Source organism: Pseudomonas sp. KH_050 (assembly GCF_057838875.1).
The window spans coordinates 5,722,870-5,740,877 of record NZ_CM174478.1; the positions used below are offsets into that span (position 1 = coordinate 5,722,870).

15 protein-coding genes are annotated in these 18,008 nt (G+C 60.0%); 5 read left to right on the forward strand and 10 right to left on the reverse strand.

What is annotated here, in order from left to right; genetic code table 11:
* Positions 1–52: 52 nt before the first annotated feature.
* The gene (locus AC3IUA_RS26315; RefSeq protein ID WP_489362490.1) at positions 53–949 is read left to right on the forward strand and encodes a GlxA family transcriptional regulator; all 897 of its coding nucleotides are present in this window, start codon (positions 53–55) and stop codon (positions 947–949) included.
* Between the two features lie 145 nt (positions 950–1,094).
* Here the strand turns inward: AC3IUA_RS26315 and zapE are convergent, their stop codons facing one another.
* The 3 genes from zapE to AC3IUA_RS26330 form a co-directional block, all read right to left on the reverse strand.
* Positions 1,095–2,189 carry a cell division protein ZapE gene (zapE, locus tag AC3IUA_RS26320; protein ID WP_489357753.1) on the reverse strand — a complete coding sequence of 365 codons (1,095 nt, stop codon included), beginning with the start codon at positions 2,187–2,189 and terminating at the stop codon, positions 1,095–1,097.
* 89 nt (positions 2,190–2,278) lie between these two features.
* A complete protein-coding gene (locus tag AC3IUA_RS26325; protein ID WP_489357754.1) occupies positions 2,279–3,634 on the reverse strand; it encodes a tryptophan--tRNA ligase in 1,356 nt (451 codons plus the stop codon).
* Positions 3,635–3,658: 24 nt separating this feature from the next.
* A complete protein-coding gene (locus AC3IUA_RS26330) occupies positions 3,659–4,288 on the reverse strand; it encodes an alpha/beta hydrolase (protein ID WP_489362491.1) in 630 nt (209 codons plus the stop codon).
* Between the two features lie 146 nt (positions 4,289–4,434).
* Between AC3IUA_RS26330 and AC3IUA_RS26335 the strand changes: the two genes are divergently transcribed.
* Positions 4,435–4,869: a Z-ring associated ZapG family protein gene (locus AC3IUA_RS26335; RefSeq protein ID WP_150802107.1), complete on the forward strand. Its 435-nt coding sequence runs from the start codon at positions 4,435–4,437 to the stop codon at positions 4,867–4,869.
* An 80-nt stretch (positions 4,870–4,949) separates the two neighbouring features.
* Here AC3IUA_RS26335 and AC3IUA_RS26340 read toward each other — a convergent pair whose 3' ends face one another.
* On the reverse strand, positions 4,950–5,642 hold the full coding sequence (locus AC3IUA_RS26340) for a YiaD family glycine zipper/OmpA-like lipoprotein (RefSeq protein WP_489357755.1): 693 nt from the start codon (positions 5,640–5,642) through the stop codon (positions 4,950–4,952).
* 116 nt (positions 5,643–5,758) lie between these two features.
* Positions 5,759–6,403, reverse strand: a complete 645-nt coding sequence (locus AC3IUA_RS26345; RefSeq protein WP_489357756.1) for an MBL fold metallo-hydrolase — start codon at positions 6,401–6,403, stop codon at positions 5,759–5,761.
* A 202-nt stretch (positions 6,404–6,605) separates the two neighbouring features.
* Here AC3IUA_RS26345 and AC3IUA_RS26350 point away from each other — a divergent pair, with 202 nt between their 5' ends.
* From AC3IUA_RS26350 to AC3IUA_RS26360, 3 genes are read left to right on the forward strand one after another with little or no spacing between them, the layout of a single operon-like run.
* Complete coding sequence (locus AC3IUA_RS26350; RefSeq protein ID WP_489357757.1) at positions 6,606–8,078, forward strand: PAAR domain-containing protein; 1,473 nt, start codon at positions 6,606–6,608, stop codon at positions 8,076–8,078.
* Entirely contained in the window at positions 8,075–8,689 is a 615-nt protein-coding gene (locus AC3IUA_RS26355; protein WP_489357758.1) for a hypothetical protein, read from the forward strand. Before AC3IUA_RS26350 ends, AC3IUA_RS26355 begins: the two co-directional genes overlap by 4 nt.
* A gap of 2 nt (positions 8,690–8,691) precedes the next feature.
* Positions 8,692–8,814, forward strand: a complete 123-nt coding sequence (locus tag AC3IUA_RS26360) for a hypothetical protein (protein WP_489357759.1) — start codon at positions 8,692–8,694, stop codon at positions 8,812–8,814.
* 142 nt (positions 8,815–8,956) lie between these two features.
* On the opposite strand, the gene AC3IUA_RS26365 is transcribed toward AC3IUA_RS26360, so the two are convergent.
* From AC3IUA_RS26365 to AC3IUA_RS26385, 5 genes are all read right to left on the reverse strand, one after another.
* On the reverse strand, positions 8,957–11,695 hold the full coding sequence (locus AC3IUA_RS26365) for a winged helix-turn-helix domain-containing protein (protein WP_489357760.1): 2,739 nt from the start codon (positions 11,693–11,695) through the stop codon (positions 8,957–8,959).
* A 217-nt stretch (positions 11,696–11,912) separates the two neighbouring features.
* Positions 11,913–13,277, reverse strand: a complete 1,365-nt coding sequence (locus tag AC3IUA_RS26370) for a DUF1329 domain-containing protein (RefSeq protein WP_489357761.1) — start codon at positions 13,275–13,277, stop codon at positions 11,913–11,915.
* A 28-nt stretch (positions 13,278–13,305) separates the two neighbouring features.
* A complete protein-coding gene (locus AC3IUA_RS26375) occupies positions 13,306–15,195 on the reverse strand; it encodes a DUF1302 domain-containing protein (protein ID WP_489357762.1) in 1,890 nt (629 codons plus the stop codon).
* A gap of 336 nt (positions 15,196–15,531) precedes the next feature.
* Positions 15,532–17,214: a fatty acid--CoA ligase gene (locus tag AC3IUA_RS26380; RefSeq protein WP_489357763.1), complete on the reverse strand. Its 1,683-nt coding sequence runs from the start codon at positions 17,212–17,214 to the stop codon at positions 15,532–15,534.
* A 144-nt stretch (positions 17,215–17,358) separates the two neighbouring features.
* A complete protein-coding gene (locus tag AC3IUA_RS26385) occupies positions 17,359–17,988 on the reverse strand; it encodes a LysE family translocator (RefSeq protein ID WP_489357764.1) in 630 nt (209 codons plus the stop codon).
* Positions 17,989–18,008 lie beyond the last annotated feature (20 nt).

Consider the following 18,008-nt stretch of genomic DNA (forward strand, 5'->3'; position numbering starts at 1 on the left):
TATCGACCGGGTTTTCGCTTTCACCCTGATGCAGGCCAAGGATTTCTTCCATCTGGCCAGCCTGCGTTATGGCAAACAACTCGGTCACGGCCTGACTCCGGCCTTCGAAACCCGTCTGGTCAGCCCTGATGGAAAACCGGTGTGCAGTTTCAGTGATGTGATCCTGCCGGTGGACGGTGGCCTGGAAGATACCGACGTGATCATCCTCCCGGCCTTCTGGGACGATTTCGAAACCCTCTGCCAGCGCTATCCACAAGTACTGCCCTGGCTGCGCGAACAACACGCACGCGGCGCGGTGCTCTGCGGCGAAGCCACCGGGGTGTTCTGGCTCGCTGAGGCCGGCCTGCTCGACGGCAAGGAAGCGACCACCTACTGGCGCTTCTTCAATGCTTTCAGCGAACGCTTCCCCAAGGTCCAGCTCAATCAGGACAAGCACCTGACCGACGCCGACAACCTGTACTGCGCCGGCGGCACCACCTCGGCCTGCGACCTCTACATCTACCTGATCGAGCGCTTCTGCGGAGCCAACGTTGCCCAGGCCGTGGCCCGCGACATTCTCTACGAGGTGCAGCGCAGCTACGCGCCCGGGCGCATCGGCTTCGGCGGGCAGAAACTGCACCAGGACGTGATCATCCTGCAGATCCAGCACTGGCTCGAGGAACATTTCGCCGACAAATTCCGTTTCGAAGACGTCGCCCGCGAACACGGCATGAGCATCCGCAACTTCATGCGCCGCTTCCAGACCGCCACCGGCGACAAGCCGCTGCACTACCTGCAACGCCTGCGCATCGAAACCGCCAAGGGCCTGCTTTCCGCCAGCCGTAAAAGCATCAAGACCATCAGCTATGAAGTCGGTTATGACGATGCGAGTTTCTTTGCCCGGTTGTTCCGCCAGCACACGGAGTTATCGCCGAATCAGTATCGGCAGCAGTTTCAGCAGGCGGCGTAGAGGAGATCGCACCACACCACCCCGCTTCTTCGGCGTAGAGGAGATCGACTTTTGATCTTGACGTCCGTTCAGGCAATCCATTTTCCAGATCTTCAGCACAAAAAAAGGGCCTGCAATGCAGGCCCTTTTTATTTTCCGAAATGTCCTACGGCTTGTGCGCCCGCGACAGGAACTCGTGGGACTGCATTTCCAGCAGACGGCTGAGGGTGCGCTGGAACTCGAAGTTCAGACGACCACCGGTGTAGAGGTCTTTGAGTTCGACTTCAGCGGAGATGATCAGCTTGACGTTACGGTCGTAGAACTCGTCGACCATGTTGATGAAGCGTCGGGCGATGTCGTCGGTGGTGACAGTCATCTGCTCGACGTCGCTGAGCAACACCGCGTGGAAGATCTTGCCCAGTTCGATGTAATCGTTCTGGCTGCGCGGGCCGTCGCAGAGTTCGCGGAAGTCGAACCAGGCCACGTCTTCACAGGTGCGCAAAGCACGGATTTCGCGGTTTTCGATCATCAGCACATCGTTTTCGACAGCCAGAGTGCAATCCGGCGTCAGGGCCTGGAAGCTCTTGCGCAGGCTTTCGTTGGCCGCGGCGTCCAGCGGAAAGTGGAACAGTTCGGCCTGCTCCAGATGCCGCAGACGATAATCGACGCCACTGTCGACGTTGACGATGTCGGTGTTCTGCTTGATCAGGGCGATAGCCGGCAGGAAGCGCGCACGTTGCAGGCCGTCTTTGTACAGACCGTCCGGGACGATGTTCGACGTGGCGACCAGAGTCACGCCATTCTTGAACAGCTCTTCCATCAGCGTGCCGAGGATCATCGCGTCGGTAATGTCGGAGACGAAGAACTCATCGAAACAGATCACCCGCGCCTCGTCGGAGAAACGCTTGGCGATGATGGTCAGTGGGTTTTTCTCGCCAGGCAGGGTCTTCATCTCTTCGTGCACGCGCTTCATGAAGCGGTGGAAGTGAGTGCGGACCTTTTCCTTGAACGGCAGGGCTTCGAAGAAGGTGTCGACCAGGTAGGTCTTGCCGCGACCAACACCACCCCAGAAGTACAGACCCTTGACCGGTGCCTGGTCTTTCTTGCCAAACAGTTTGCCGAACAGGCCCGGCCTGCTCTGCGAGGCTGCGACCAGATCGTCATACAAGCGCTGCAAATGACGCACGGCAGTTTCCTGGGCGGCGTCATGGAAGAATTCCGGGCGTTTCAGATCAGCTTGATATCGTTCTAGGGGCGTCATAATTCGTTAGCAAGGCAACAAAAACGGGCCGTCACTGTAGCGACGGCCCTTGAGAATGGCAATCAACCCTTGGTCGGGCTGATCCGGAATTAGTCCTGCGAAGGGCTCAGAGCCACCCGCAAAGCCTCGATGGCGGCATCCCGCGCAGCGCTGTCGGCAAAGGCCGGACTGTCCGCCACGCACTCACCTTCCACCCAGACGCTGAAGCTCAGCTCTTCGCTGCGCAGATCCAGGTCCTTACCCGCTTGCAGTTGCTTGCTCACCGCACCGGCGGTTTTACCGTCGGGGAAGTTGCGCGACAGCAGCAATTGCTCGCCATCAGCCGCCAACAGACGGAAGCGGAAGCTGCCGTCGTCTTCACGGAAGCTGACGAACCGCGCGGCTTTCACGGCTTTCTTCTTGGTGGTCGTGGTGGTTTGCGCCTGATTGACGAAAGAGCGCAGGCCGACTGCTTCACGCAGTTCGTGGAGGAACGGCGTGGCGACACTGCGCGCTTTCTTCGCGCCGGCCCGGAGGATGTCTTCCAGGTCCGCCGGACGCTCAAGCAGCTTGATATAAGATTCGCGGGACTCGCCCAGTTCGTTGTCCAGCAGCTTGAATAAACGGCTTTTGGCTTCGCCCCAACCCAGCCCCTGCAGCAGCTCACTGCGGAACTCCTCGGCTTGCGCCGGCGTGGCAAAAGCCTGGAACAGGGTGAACAGGTGCGAGTTGTCCGGGTCCTTGGCTTCGCCAGGGGCGCGGGAATCGGTGACGATCCGCGAGATGGCGTCTTTCATTTCCTTGGCGCTGCTGAACAACGGGATGGTGTTGTCGTAGCTTTTGGACATCTTCCGGCCGTCGAGACCTGGCAGCGTGGCCACATCCGCTTCGATCACTGCTTCGGGCATGGTGAAGAATTCTTTGCCCTGGCCGAACAGGTGGTTGAAACGCTGGCCGATGTCGCGGGCCATCTCCACATGCTGGATCTGATCGCGACCGACCGGCACCTTGTGCGCGTTGAACATCAGAATGTCCGCGGCCATCAGCACCGGGTAGCTGTACAGGCCCATGGTAATGCCGGCATCCGGGTCTTCGCCGGTTTCGACGTTCTTGTCCACCGAGGCCTTGTAGGCGTGAGCGCGGTTGAGCAGGCCTTTGGCCGCTACGCAGGTCAGCAGCCAGGTCAGCTCAGGGATTTCCGGGATATCGGACTGGCGATAGAAGGTCACCCGATCCACGTCCAGACCACCGGCCAGCCAGGTCGCGGCGATTTCCAGACGCGAGCGCTGGATGCGCAGCGGGTCATCGCATTTGATCAGGGCGTGGTAGTCGGCCAGGAAGTAGAACGAATCGGCATTGCTGTCACGGCTGGCGAGAATCGCCGGACGGATAGCCCCGGCATAGTTGCCCAGGTGCGGCGTGCCGGTGGTGGTGATGCCGGTGAGAATTCGCGTACGAGTAGTCATGGGTAATCGCTTATCAGACTGCAATCAATTCGAAAGGCGCGGCAGGATCAGATCTTTAAGTTCCGTCAGCTTGCCGTGAAAAAAGTGTCCGCATTCTGCCACTTTCAGCAGCTCATGGGGGCGATCGAGGGCTGCGGACCAGTCGTAGACCAGTTGTGGATCGATCACTTCGTCGGTTTCTGGCTGAATCAGGGTCAGCGGGCAGTTTTTTGGCAACTGATCCTGATCGCCCAGGCGCATGACCGCAGGTGCGACCATGAATAAGTGAGCAAGTGTATCGCCCTTGGCTTCCAGGCGGCCGCCCAGGCTGGCCGCGACGAAACCGCCAAAGGAGAAACCGAACAGGGTGATGGGTAGCTCAGGGTGTTTGGCACGCAACCATTGGGCCGCAGCCTGCGCATCATCGACTTCACCGGTGCCCATGTCATGGCTGCCGGCGCTGGCGCCAACCCCGCGATAATTGAAGCGCAAGGTGATCAAGCCGGCGTCCCGCGCTGTGCGCTGAAGGGTCGACACGACTTTATTGAGCATGGTCCCACCTTGCACCGGATTGGGGTGGCAGATCAGCGCCAGGCCACGGGCGTCGGGCAGATCCAGGTACAAGGCTTCCAATTGGCCAACCGGGCCATCGATAAATACTGGGGTTTCACGCATAAGCAAGGAAGGAACTCCGTGACCTCGAATTGGGTCGACTCGTCTAGCTAAAAGTCTGCGCCTGGCATGATTGCGATCTCATCGCGGTATACAGCGCAGGTCCGAGCCGTTAACGTAAAGCAAAGCCGTTTATAGAGGAAGGACTCGTGGAACACTCGCTCTTAGTTTGGCTGTTGCCGACTCTTGCCCTGGTTGCTGGTGTCGCCATTGGATTCCTGATCGCCCGCCTGCTGCCGAATGCCGCGCCTAACCGCACGCAACGTCAGCTGGATGATATTCAGGAACGTTTTGACAGTTATCAGAATGAAGTGGTTACCCACTTCAACAGCACTGCGTCTTTGGTGCAGAAACTCACTCAAAGCTATCAGGATGTGCAAGACCATCTCGCCGAGGGTGCCAATCGCCTGGCCCTCGACGAACTGACTCGCCAACGCCTGCTGGCCGCGCTGCACGCCGACTCCGTGCAGGCTCCACGGGAACGCCTGACCCCACCACGCAGTCAGGAACCGCCGAAAGATTACGCGCCAAAAACGCCGAATGCACCCGGCATGCTCGATGAGCATTATGGCCTGAAAAAATAACCAGACTTTTCGAGAAACACTAAAAAGCCCGGCCGATCATTGATCGGCCGGGCTTTTTTACGCCTGCGGCTGGGCCGGGCTTACTGGTATTGCTGGCCAGGAATCGGCTTGAGATTGACCTCGACCCGACGGTTCTGCGCGCGGCCATTGACGTCGCTGTTGCTGGCGACAGGATTATCCGGACCGGCACCGCGCGAAGACAGGTTCGCACCGCTAACGCCCTGGGAGGTCAGGTAAGTCGCCACGCTCTGGGCGCGACGCTGGGACAGGTCCATGTTGTGCTGACGGCTACCGGTGCTGTCGGTGTAGCCAACGATTTCGATCTGGTTCTGGTTGAACTCCTTGAGGGAGCCCGCCAGGCTGTTCAGCGGCTGATAGAAACCTGGGGCGATATTCGCCGAATCGGTGGCGAACGTGATGTTGCCCGGCATGATCAGCTTGATCTGATCGCCCTGACGCTGCACTTCGACGCCGGTATTGGCCATGCTTTCACGCAGTTTCTTTTCCTGCTGGTCGGCGTAGTAGCCATAACCGGCGGCGGAGGCGCCGACCACTGCGGCGCCAATCAGCGCACCCTTGCCACGGTTGTCGTGACTGATGGCGGCACCAGCCAGCGCACCGGCCAACGCACCCAGCCCACCGTACTTGGCGGTCTTGCTCATGCCCGTGGAGCTGTCGGCCTGACCCTGGTTGTCATACGGGTTCTGCGAAGCGCAGCCAGACAGCAAAGCCACGGCGGTAGCGACAATAATCAAACGACGCGAGGTGAACATGGAAAGCTCCTACTTTTTTTGCATTCTGTGGTGCAGCGGATGTTGGCAATAGACCTTAACTGGCGTTGGAACACGACAGGCAGCAAAAATTCCGTCGGTTTCTCCAGGCAAATCAATCAGGCCCGCACAAAAGGGTTTTCGCGCATTTCATCGCCCAGACGGGTGTCGGGGCCATGCCCGGTGATCACGGTTGCGTCTTCATCGAGGGTGTACAGACGTTGCTTGATCGAGCGCACGATGGTCGCCTGGTCGCCGCCCCACAAATCCGTGCGCCCTACCCCGCGACGAAACAGGGTGTCACCGGCAATCAGCAGCTTGGCATCGGAAAACCAGAAGCTCATAGACCCTGGTGTGTGTCCGGGTGTGTGCAACGCCACGCCACAGCCGCAGGCCAACTCTTCGTCATCGGCCAACCAGCGATCCGGAGACGGCACTGGCGTATAGGGCACGCCGAACATGCGGCATTGCATTTCCAGGTTGTCCCAAAGGAACTGATCCTCCTTATGCAAGTGCAGCGTGGCGCCGGTTTTTTCCTTCATCTGGCCAGACGCCAGGAAGTGATCGAGATGGGCGTGGGTGTGAATGATGCTCACCACCTTCAGGCCCAAGGCATCGAGCCGCGCCAGAATCAACTCATGATCGCCACCCGGATCGACGACGATGGCCTTTTTGGTGATCGGATCGCCGATGATCGTGCAGTTGCACTGCAACGGGCCGACGGGGAAGGTTTCGCGGATAAGGGCGGGTTTGGCAGCGTCCATGGGTGTTCCTGGAAAAAATGGATCGCCTATTCTGGCACAGCCCACCGGTATCGCCGATGCCGGGGCCGTTACAATTTCCTCAGCGGCGAAGCTGCCTGATTGCAGAATCGACCTACACCAGACAAAGAAACGCCTGACATACCTCCCGCATCGCCTTACCTAGCGTGTTTGTCCCTGCAGATAAAACAAGGACACAGACCGCATGAGGCGTTATAACATCACTGTCGGAGCTAAAACCACCGTCGACGGCACCGTGCGCACCGGCTGGGAGCGCAGCACGATCCATGGCCTGGCCATGGCCCGCGAAGGCGATGAGGTCGTTTGCCCGGCATGCAACAGCATCGGGGTGATTGTCTGCGACGGCCCGCGCCTGGTCGAACGGCTGGATGGACGCCACGCCGCCCTCGACGGCGACCTCTGCCGTTGCCAGTGCGATCCGCCACCGCGGCTGATTGCCAACCAGACCCTCAAGTGTCAGATGATCGAAGGTGGCGACGTCGCGCCACGGGCCAGAGCCGCCGCTCAACCCGCCGCTGCGGCGGCAACCAGTCCCGCGCCAGCCGGGCCGCGCCCCTCCGGTTTCGCGCCGGCAGCGAGCCGTCCCACGCCGACCTTCGCGGAACTGCCGGGACGGGTCTGCGAGAACCTCTGGCGCGGATACCAGCAACGAGCCGAAGCCATCGTGGCGCCGGGCGGCATCCTGATCGCCGACCCCAAGGCGCGCAATCGCGCGATCAATGCCGCCTACGCCCAGTTATGGCTGCACGATCAGCGCTTCCAGTGGGCCGGCCTCGCGGCCTTCGCCTCCAAGCAGGTCGGCTGTGGCCTGCTGCACGCCGCCGATTCGATCGAGAAGATTCAGGCCGAATATGAGGCGGGACAGGGCCTGAAGAATAGCGCCAGGAAAGGGTTCTTTGGCTTGTTCAGCCGCAGTGAGCGAGACAGGCAGGCGAAACTGCGGGAGTTTGAGCAGACGCAGCGTGACTACGAGCAAGCCCGCCGCAACAACCCGCTGCCGAGCATCGACTTCGGGCGCGATGACGGATCGCTGTCGTATGCGCAGCGGCTATACCAGTTCGTGTATGAGATGCTGGCCATGGGCAATACCACGCTGTTTCTGGATGTTTTTCCGCTGCATGTTTTTTACAAAGAGCGTGGGTTGAAGGCGCTTGGAACCTGCCTACCTTCACGCAAAAACATTTATGGGCATGACCAGCACCCGGTGCTGTGGCCGGTCGCGCAGGAGACGCTGAAGTTCGGTACTGACCACGAGGAAATCCTGCAAGCCTTTGAAGCCATGGAGGCAGGCAACATCGCCGAAAGTGTTAAGTTTCTTGCTACGCACGAACAGGTCAACATCTTGCAACCGGTGATGTACAGCAACTCGAAATTGGTAGCTCTGCTGCGCGGCAACCACGTCTCCTACGTCACAGACATCCCGTCAGGCGTCGCTCAAGCCATCGAACTGACGCTCGCCAGTCAGTGCCGTCCTGTCGATGATCGACGCACCATTGGTTTCAGCAATAACCCCCTGGCCGACCTGTCCGACATCGAGCAGCGCATGGCCTTTGTGCTCAAGGCCGCGGCGCAGTTTGACGAACTGCTGCGAAACGACAATCGCCACCAGATCGAACGGGCGATTCTGGATATTGCCGCTGGCCGGGGCGGGCGATGAGCCTGCTGCAACGTGTGGGCTGGCGACGCGCGGTATTTGCACTGGCGGTCGCTGCCCTCCTTACGGTGGCGGCGATTCAAGTGCAATCGGGTGAGCCGGAAATCGCGTTGGTGATTGGCGAGCCTTACGAGTCCATGCGTCAGCGCTCCAGCGCGGTCATTGGTCCAGCCATTCCCGGGCAAGTCTCGTTCAACATTCCCAAGTCTGATGCTCGTCTGCGTTTCACTGACCCTCAATACGGGTTCGTGACCCCACTGGCCCGCTTCTTCACGGTTATTTACCGTAATGAGCGGATCAATAGTGTCCGTATGTCCCCGCAGATCGAACCGCTGTTGCTCGACGATACGCTCAAGGTCGTGCTGGATTTGCAGGAGCAATGGCGCCAAGGGGGCTGGACACCAATCCGGGTCCAGGACTTTCCATCGTTCGCCGACACGCCGCAATGGCGGGCCCGATTGCGCGACGTGAACAAAGGTGGCACGGCCTATTGGCGAGCGGGCGACCAGTACCAGGTGATGCTGGTGGTTAATCGCTTCAGGGACCATAAGCGTCCCACAGAGGAGCGCTACCTCATCACGATCGGCCTTGGCAAGTCTCGGGGTGGGCCTTGAACATGCGTATTAATAACGGAAGCACCATTGGCTTCGGCAACAACCCCATGGCCGACCTGACCGATATTCATCAGCGCATGCCCTTCGTGCTCAAGGCCGCAACGCGGTTTGAGGAGTTGCTGTAGCCCCTGAGGTATGCGATGAGTGAGCTCCCTCATATCGGCTGACGACGTGGCGTGCGCTCACCGGCAACGTGCTGCTTGAGTTGGCACTCGGTTTCCTGCAACACCGGACTGTGCATTCCCTCACTCAAAAAGTCGTTGCGCGTTACGCCAGCAAGCCCAACTCTTTCGCCCGCGCCACAGCCTGGGTCCGGCGTTCGACGCCAAGTTTGCTGTTGATGTGGCTGGCGTGGGTTTTAACCGTGTGCAGGGAGATGAACAGCCGGTCGCTGATTTCCTGGTTCGAGCACCCTTGAGCAATCAATCGCAGCACCGCCAGTTCACGGGTACTGAGGTTTTCCGTGTGATGCTGCGGTTCGACCGGCTCGCGGGTCACGGCCAGCGGTAAACGTTCGAGCAGGCTTTGACGCAACGCTGGTTGCGGGCAAAGCGGCAGTTGCTCCCGCAGCCAGTCGGGATGCCCGGCCAGCAACCACTCGAAAGGTTGCAGGGCGCCCCCCGAGGCCGCTTCAAACGCCTGAGCCAGGGCTTGCCGGGCCTCAGGCTCGCGCCCGCTGCCGAGCAGCAACGCGACCTTCTGATTCAACGCCATCACGCTGAGCATCAGCCGGCCGGTTTGCTGCCCGTGCTCGACCAGTTTATTCAATCGTTGCTCGGCCACCGCCGGCTGCCCCTGGATCACCTCGAGTAACGCCTGTTGCAGTTCGATGTGCAGCGGCAGTTGCGGATGGAACTCCGGAGGCGCGGCCGCCTGTTCACCGTTATAGGTCTGCCCCAACCGCGCCAGCCAGGCTTCGGCCAGATCGGTACGGCCCTGGGCCAGCCACAGCTGGCATTTGACCAGGGTAATCATCGCCAGGTAGTAGATCGGCGGCACGTCCCAGATATGCATCAGACGCTCGGCCTCGGCCAGTTCGGCGAAAGCCCTGGCAAAGTGGCCGCTGTTCCCTTCCTGCGTAGCGATCACGCAATGACCGATCAACACGCTGATATCCCGGCAGGCTCGTGCTTCGATCAGGCCCACCTGCAATCGGGCAAGACCGGCTTCGGGCTGGCAAAGCAGCGTGAGCAAATAACCTTCATACAGGGTCAGACGCGCACGCACCGCATACAGCCGCAGGGCAGACAACCCCTGCAGGCGCTGCAAACCCTGGCGCACTTCATCGAGCGCGCGGAGGATTTCTCCACGGGCTTGCAGCACCCGGGCCCGATCGGAATGGGCCAAGGCTTCGAACAGCGGGTTGCCGACCCGTTGCGCCAACTCCAGAGACTCACGGTTCAAGCCACGGGCACGCCACAGGTCGGCGTCGGCAATCGCCAGATTGGAGAGGGTCGAAAGACACATCAAACGCTGCCCGTAACGCTTTTGCGGCAGGCTTTCCAGTGCTTCGGTGCAATAAAGCCGGGTCAACTCGCGGTTGCCGCGACCACGGGCGATGATTCCGCTCAGTGCCAGCCATTGCGCCAGCATGGATTTCTGCGCGGTCTCCGAAGGCGCCGGCAGGAAACGACTCAAATGGCTGGCCAGCTCCTCGGCCGCGTCCAGCTGACAGGCCAATCCCAACGCCCAGCTGTAGAGGACAATCAACCGTGGCGTGCTGATCAGCAGGCTGTCGGGAAGGTCCATTTTCCAGCGCAACAGCATCCCGACGTTTTGTTCCGCCAACAGTTGCTCTTCGGAAAGGTTCTGCACCAGATTCGCCGCGACATCCAGATGCCCGGCACGCAACGCCTGCTCCACCGCTTCGTCGAGCAGGCCCTGGGCATTGAACCAGCGACAGGCCCGCAGGTGCAGGCTGGCTGCCGGCAATACCGCATTGGCCGTGGGACGGGTCCGCAGCAGGTCGGAAAACAGGTGGTGATAACGGTACCAATGGCCCTGGTCATCCAGGGGCACCAGGAACACCTGATGGGCCTGCAGGTAACGGAGAATTTCGGCGCTGTCGTGGGCTTCGCGCACGGCGTCGCACAACTCGCTGCAAAAACGCTCCTGGGGCGCGGTGTCATACAGGAACGATTGCACTTCGGCGGGCAGGCAATCGATGACCTCTTCGAGCAGATAATCGCGAATCAAACCTTCGCCGCCGTGCAACACCTGGGGCAATGCACCGTCATTGCCTGCTTCAGAGGCCGCCAGCAGCCAGAAGCGCAACCCGGCGACCCAGCCTTCACTGCGCTGGATCAGGCTTTCCAGGGCTTCACCGCGCAACGAGCTGCTGTGCCGGTCGAGCAAGGCCAGGGATTCGTCATGGGTCAGGCGCAGGTCCTGCTCATTCAGTTCGAGCAACTGCCGGGACAATCGCAGCCGCGCCAGGTGCCAGTCAGGTCGCTGCCGGCTGGTGACCAGCACCAGCAAGCCATCGGGCAGATGATTGAGGAAAAATTGCAGGCAGCGATCGAGCACCGAGCCTTGGGCCAAGTGATAGTCATCCAGCACCAGCAACAACGGATTGCTCGGCACGAGGTGGTCGGCCAGTTCATCGAGCAGCCCATCGAGCCATTCTTCGAAAGCGAACGGCTGGTGCCGCTGACGCATTTTCAGCAGACCGAGGGCCCGGCTGCCCAGACGCGGGAAATAGTGTTGAAGACCATCGAGCAGACGTTCGAGGAAGCGCCCGGGATCGTTGTCGCGGGGACTCAGGCCCAGCCATAGACTTCGCCAGTGAGCCGGCAGGCCCTGGCAGAACTCTACCGCCAGCGAGCTTTTACCAAACCCGGCGGGAGCGCTGACCAACAGCAAACGCCCGCTCAAGCCGGCACTCAGACGCTCGCACAAGCGAGGCCGCAGTACATAGCCGTCAGGCAAGGGTGGACGGTAAAAGCGCCCTTCCAGTGCTGGAACAGCAACGCCGGAAGGCCCTTGTGTACGGGACAGGTCAGTCATAGCCAACTCTTGTTAATTGCTGTTGTCGGCATTGCAGATGTCCGCAGACTAGCGGTAAAAGGCCTGATGTTGAAGGTTATTGCTGCAAATTGATGGAAAAAGACTGCGACCAGAATTGTCAGTCCGGTTTTGCCGGCTGGTGGTTTTTTGCGCCCAAAAGAAAACGCCCCGAACCAGTCGGGGCGTGCAGAGGTTGCGGCCTCTGTCTTACTGCCTGTTAGCGAACACCTTCCTGACGCAGTGCGGCAGGGGTGAAATCACTGGTGGTCGCGGTGAAGCCGAAGTCATATGCCTGTTTCTCTTCGTTCTTCATGCCCAGTGCCAGGTAACGGCCGGACTGCAGGTCGTAGAGGGTTTCCAGGGTGTACCACGGCACCTGAACGTTGTAATAGTTCTGGGAGTGAGCTTCAGCCACACGCCAGAGTTGACCACGACCGTCGTAGTGATCGATCACCGCGGCTTGCCAGGTGTCTTCGTCGATGTAGAAGTCACGCTTGGCATAGATGTGACGCTGACCTTCCTTCAAGGTCGCAACCACATGCCAGACCCGGCGCAATTCGTAACGAGTCAGGTCCTGGTTGATGTGGCCGGCCTTGATGATGTCGGCGTACTTGAGCTGCGGCGAATCGAGCTTGTAGCTGTCGGAAGCAATGTAGATCTCTTTCTTGCCTTCAAGCTTCCAGTCGTAACGATCTGGCGCACCGTTGTACATGTCGAGGTTGTCGGAGGTCCGCAGGCCATCGGCTGCAGTACCCGGACCGTCATAGGACACTTGTGGCGCACGGCGAACCCGACGCTGACCGGCGTTGTAGACCCACGCCGAACGCGGTTCCTTCACCTGGTCGAGGGTTTCGTGCACCAGCAGCACACCACCGGCCAGACGTGCCGGTGCGGTCACTTTCTGCTTGAAGTAGAACAGGATGTTGCCCGGGTTCGCCGGATCGTAGTCCTTCATCTTGTCGCGGAACACGAACTGATCCTGGAAGTACACCAGGCTGTACGAGCCGTTCGGCTGTGGCGTGGCCTGGGTCACCAGACGGGTCACGCTGCCGCCGCGATAGCGGGTGATGTGGTTCCAGATAACCTCGACGCCGGTTTTTGGAATCGGGAAAGGTATGGCGGTCTCGAAGTTTTCCAGGCCGTTGCCGCCGGACACCAGATTGGTCGTGGTGGCGTTCTTCTTGATGGAGGCGAACACGGCGTCCGGCACGGTGGCACTGCGATGGGACGGGTAAACCGGCATCTTGAAGGATTCCGGGTAGCGCTTGAACATCGCGTACTGGCCCGGAGCAAGCTTGTCCTTGTACTGATCGACGTTCTGCCCGGTGATGGTGAACAGCGGTTTTTCGGCAGCAAAAGGGTCAGACAGGAAGCCTTTGCTGTCGACGTTGCCGGCGTTCTTGGCCATGGGTTTCCAGGCCGGAATCGAGCCGTCGGCATTGCCTGCCATTTCTGCGCCCATCGGCGTCAGGCTTTTGCCCAGCTTGTCCGCTTCAGCCGCGGGTACCGCGGCCATGACGCTGGTCGCCAACAGCGAAAGCCCAAGGACACCAACGTGCAACAGACTCTTGGTTATTTTCATATTCTTGTTTGTCCTGAAGATGCAGTGCTTAGAAGTTCACGCCGAAGCTGAGCGCAACGAAGTCGCGGTCATCTGTGGTGGTGTACTTGCCGTCAAAGAAGTTGGTGTAAGCCAGGCTCGCGGTGTAGGTGTTCTGGTATTCGGCATCGACACCCAGGCTCACGGCTTTACGGCCTTCTTCGAAGTTGCCGCCAGGGCCAGGCGAGTAGCCGCTGACGTCATGGGACCAGACCACGTTCGGCTTGAGGTTCACACCGGCAAATACGTCGTTGTAATCCCAGATGGCACGACCGCGATAACCCCACGAGGCCGCCGTAGTGAAGCCTTCGTCGGTGCAATTGCGGCTGCGATTGTTTTGCGCGGCACCAGGCCCGGCACCGTTGATGGTGCTGGCGTTGAGGATGTTGGCGCAGGTGTCGACGCCGCCGGTTGCCGGCAATTCGCCCGGACCGTAGACCGGATCACGGCCGTAACGCAGCTTGGAGCTGCTTTCCAGACCGCCGACATAGGTCATGCCTACTTCGCCCACCAGGGTCAGACGGCTGGCGCCCATAACCTGATCGAAGAAGTGCGTGAAGGTCGTCTGGATCTGGGTGACTTCCTTGCGGCGATAGCCGTGCAGGTCCTCTCCTGGTACCCCCTGGAGCAACGAAGCGTTTGTCAGGCTGCCGCCCAACGGAACCACGCCGGAGAACAGGATGTCGGTGGTGTTCAGCTGCACCGGCGCGTTCGGACGGTAGCTGATCTCGCCTTGCCACGCGGTACCGGTAGGCAGGGTGGTGGAGAAGCTCAGGCCGTAGAGGCGAATGTCTTCCGGATATTCGACGAAGTATTCGGAGCTACCGGCCACCAGCAATGGGGCCAAGGGTCTGAATGCGGCTGGCAAGCTCGCGGCGAGGTTATAAATAGACTGCGGTGCCCCCGTGGCACTGAAGATCGGCGCACGGCTGTGGTAGTTCATGAAATAGGCGCCGAACTCAGTGTCCAGCGGCTCGTAGTTGTACTTGAACGACACGCCCCACTGGCCGCTGTCGCGTGCATCGCGGTCCCCACCGCGACGAACCAGCACACCTTCCTCGTTGACATTGACGCCTAAGCCGGCCGCTGCGGCCACGGCAGCCGGAGGCAGTGTGGAACGCTTGCTCAGGACACGCAGGTTGTCGTCGCAGCCATCGGCGATGATGTCCGGCTGCGAGAAAAAGGTGCCGCAGTTATCGACGACGGTCTGGTCCCACTCGAGCTGGTAGAAAGCTTCAGCCGACAGGTTCTCGGTCAGGCTTTGCGAGACGTAGAACATGTTGACCGGGATCAGCCCTTCCTTGACCTCGGCGCCCGGACGCCGGAACGCGGAGACGTCGATCGGGTTGATCGAGTTGATGCCGCCGCCGATGAAGGTACTTTCACCCCAGCTGACGACCTGCTTGCCCAGACGTACCGAACCCGGCTCATCGCCAATCGAGTAGTTGTGGTAGACGAACGCATCGAGGATCTGCCCGCCAGCGGACTTGGCGCCCTCTTTGCGATTTTCGTCGCTGATGTCCTTGAATAGACGATGTTCGTCTTTGAGTTCGAAGTCGTACCAGTATTTGCCCCGGACGAAGACCCCGGTATCGCCGTATTTCAATTCAAGATCGTGAATGCCCTTGAAGATCTTCGAAAACGTTTCGCCGCTTTTGAAGTTCAGGTGACCATCATCGGAGGTCTGGGACAGGCCGTGGCCGCCGTTGTTGACACCGATCAGGTTCTTGTTGGGGCTCTGAGTAGACCAGCTGGCGCCGACCGACAGGGACGAGTCGAACTGACCTTCGATTTCACCGATGTTGAAACTGACGCCGAATGCTGGCCCGGCGAGCGTAGAGGCGAGACTGACCGCCAGGGGCAATTTCGCCCGGCGCCAGAACTGGTTTACTGATGTCATCGACGCTACTCCATGTGCTTTATTGTTATGGCAGTGAGCACTTCTAAAAACGCTCTGAGTGACAGGGAGCCAGGTTGTCCCGAAGCCAGTCAGAGTTGCATCGCGGTGTTTTGTGCGTTTGCCCCGTTCTTAAAAATCCTTGAGCGGACTATATCCAGCAGGTAGTACTGCTTGATCCCTCTAAAGTGTGATTTGCAGCCCCCAACCACTCTGGAACAGTCCTTTCGCCAATCCGGCAGATGCCGGACGGGGAAGAATGGCTGAAAAATTCGATTTGACAAGCCAAGCGCTTGCTTGGTGGGCGTGCCGTGCCCTTTCGGGCACGGCAACTGACGCTTAAAGCGTCGAAAGGAAGGTGCTGTTGTTGGTCTGCCATTCGGCGATGTCGACGCGGATGCGCTTCTTGTCGAGCTTGCCGACACTGGTCTTGGGAATTTCAGTAACAAGCGCTATCTGGCTGGGGATCGCCCACTTGCTCAGGTGCCCTTGTTCAACGAATGGCTTGAGGTGTTCCTTGAGCTCTTTGGCCTCGATGGAGTGCCCCTCGCGCACCACCAGCAGGGCAAACGGGCGCTCGCCCCATTGCGGATCCGGAATGCCGACCACTGCTACTTCGCGTACCGCCGGATGGCGGCTGATGAGGTCTTCCAGCGCCAGGGACGACACCCATTCGCCACCGGTCTTGATCACATCCTTGATCCGGTCGCGAATATCGATCACCCCCATGCTGTCCAGGGTGGCCACATCACCGGTGTGCAACCAGCCGCCGGCCCAGAGTTCGGCGCCCTTCTGCGGTTCGCGCAAATAACCCTCGGTCAGCCACGGCGCACGCAGCACCAGTTCGCCCTGGGTCTCGCCATCGGCCGGCAGGAAGTTGCCCTCGGTGTCGACAATCGCCGCTTCCACCAGCGGCCCCGGCACTCCGGCCTTGATTCGATAAGTGGTGCGTTCGTCTTCAGTACCGGCCATCAGCTCGTCATTGAGGTGAGCGCAGGACACCAGCGGGCCGGTCTCCGACATGCCGTAAGCGGCAGTCAGCTGTATGCCCTTGGCCTTGGACGCTTCGTACAGCGCACGGTTGAGGGCGCTGCCGCCGATGACTATTTTCCAGCCGCCGAAGTCGGTGCCCTGAGCCGCCTTGGAATTGAGCAGCATCTGCAGGATGGTTGGCACGCAGTGAGAGAACGTGACCTTTTCCTTGCGCCACAACTCCACCAGGTACTCCGGATCGTAACGGCCGGGATAAACCTGCTTGAGCCCGAGCATGGTCGCCACATACGGCAAGCCCCAGGCGTGCACGTGGAACATCGGGGTGATCGGCATGTACACATCGCTGGTGCCCAGCAGCCGCACGCTGTCGATGCTGCCCATGATCGTCGACACACCCATGGTGTGCAGGACCAGTTGCCGATGGGTGAAATACACCCCTTTCGGGTTACCCGTGGTGCCGGTGGTGTAGAACGTGGTCGCGACCGAATTCTCGTCAAAATCTTCGAAGGTGTACTGCGGGCTGGCGGCGGCCAGCAATTGCTCATACTCGCCGATCAGATTCGGTAGGTCGGCGGTTTTTTGGGCCCCATCAGTCAGCAGCAGGGTCTTCTCGACCGTGGTCAGCTGCCCGGCAATCGCCTGGTAAAGGCCCGTGAACTCACTGTTGACCAGCACGAAGCGGTCCTCGGCGTGGTTCATGGTGAAGAGAATCTGCTCGGGTGACAGGCGCACGTTGATCGTGTGAATGACTGCGCCGATCATCGGGATGGCAAACATGCACTCCAGGTAGCGATGACTGTCCCAGTCCATCACCGCCACGGTGTCACCCGCCTTGACCCCGGCTGCGGTCAGGACATTGGCCAGCCGCGCGACACGCTCGATGAGGGTCGGGTAGCTATAGCGCAGTTGATCGCGGTAGACGATCTCGCGGGTCTTCTCGTAACGGCTGCCGGACATCAGCAGCCGTTTGATCAACAGCGGGTATTGATAGGCGCCTTCGGCTGGCGGGATAACGCGAGTCTGCAACATAAGCATCCCTTTTCTGACTGCACGGTCTTGGCTGTAAAGATCTTCACTTTAGAGCCCCTTGATGACCGCTAAATCAGCCAAAGGAATGATTTGCAGGCTGTACAAATGCCGGCTTTGCGCCAGCACTTATTTCCGGTAGCGCATTCAATGCATCTCGGTGAACGCCAGCTTCACGCCAATGGCAATCAGCACCGCGCCCATGGTCCGGTCGAACCAGTGACCCATGCGGGCGAAACCGGCACGTACCCGTTGCTGGCTGAACAGCATGGCCACCAGGCAGAACCAGAATCCGGTCGCCACGGCCAGGTACACCCCATAGCCCGCCTGGATGGCCAGCGGTGTATGCGGATTGATCACCACGGTGAACAACGACAGGAAGAACAAGGTCGCCTTGGGGTTCAGGCCATTGGTCACGAAGCCCGAAGTAAAGGCGCCACGGGCCGTGCGCTCGCCGGCTTCCTTGTGCAGGTCGTCAGTCGCAGGTTTCGCCGGCTGTGCGCGCAACGCCTTGAAGCCGATGTACAACAGATAGGCAGCCGCCAGCCATTTCAAGGCGTTGAACAGGACGATCGACTGCGACACGATCAAGCCGATCCCCAGCAGCGAGTAACCCACGTGCAGGAAGATCGCCGTGCCGACACCCAAAGCCGTCCAGGTGCCCGCGCGGCGACCGTGGGTCACGCTTTCGCGAACCACCACGGCAAAGTCCGGGCCCGGGCTGGCAACGGCGAGCAGGTGAATAAGGGCGACGGTCAAGAACTCTGTCCAGTACATGGGGGCTCCTTTTTGGGTAT

What these genes read in the sequence shown, in the direction of transcription:
- AC3IUA_RS26375 (WP_489357762.1), bottom strand. Translation starts at nt 15,195, where the DNA reads ATGACATCAGTAAACCAGTTCTGGCGCCGGGCGAAATTGCCCCTGGCG.
- AC3IUA_RS26340 (WP_489357755.1), bottom strand. Translation starts at nt 5,642, where the DNA reads ATGTTCACCTCGCGTCGTTTGATTATTGTCGCTACCGCCGTGGCTTTG.
- AC3IUA_RS26325 (WP_489357754.1), bottom strand. Translation starts at nt 3,634, where the DNA reads ATGACTACTCGTACGCGAATTCTCACCGGCATCACCACCACCGGCACG.
- AC3IUA_RS26365 (WP_489357760.1), bottom strand. Translation starts at nt 11,695, where the DNA reads ATGACTGACCTGTCCCGTACACAAGGGCCTTCCGGCGTTGCTGTTCCA.
- AC3IUA_RS26370 (WP_489357761.1), bottom strand. Translation starts at nt 13,277, where the DNA reads ATGAAAATAACCAAGAGTCTGTTGCACGTTGGTGTCCTTGGGCTTTCG.
- AC3IUA_RS26345 (WP_489357756.1), bottom strand. Translation starts at nt 6,403, where the DNA reads ATGGACGCTGCCAAACCCGCCCTTATCCGCGAAACCTTCCCCGTCGGC.
- zapE (WP_489357753.1), bottom strand. Translation starts at nt 2,189, where the DNA reads ATGACGCCCCTAGAACGATATCAAGCTGATCTGAAACGCCCGGAATTC.
- AC3IUA_RS26330 (WP_489362491.1), bottom strand. Translation starts at nt 4,288, where the DNA reads ATGCGTGAAACCCCAGTATTTATCGATGGCCCGGTTGGCCAATTGGAA.
- AC3IUA_RS26355 (WP_489357758.1), top strand. Translation starts at nt 8,075, where the DNA reads ATGAGCCTGCTGCAACGTGTGGGCTGGCGACGCGCGGTATTTGCACTG.
- AC3IUA_RS26380 (WP_489357763.1), bottom strand. Translation starts at nt 17,214, where the DNA reads ATGTTGCAGACTCGCGTTATCCCGCCAGCCGAAGGCGCCTATCAATAC.
- AC3IUA_RS26360 (WP_489357759.1), top strand. Translation starts at nt 8,692, where the DNA reads ATGCGTATTAATAACGGAAGCACCATTGGCTTCGGCAACAACCCCATG.
- AC3IUA_RS26350 (WP_489357757.1), top strand. Translation starts at nt 6,606, where the DNA reads ATGAGGCGTTATAACATCACTGTCGGAGCTAAAACCACCGTCGACGGC.
- AC3IUA_RS26385 (WP_489357764.1), bottom strand. Translation starts at nt 17,988, where the DNA reads ATGTACTGGACAGAGTTCTTGACCGTCGCCCTTATTCACCTGCTCGCC.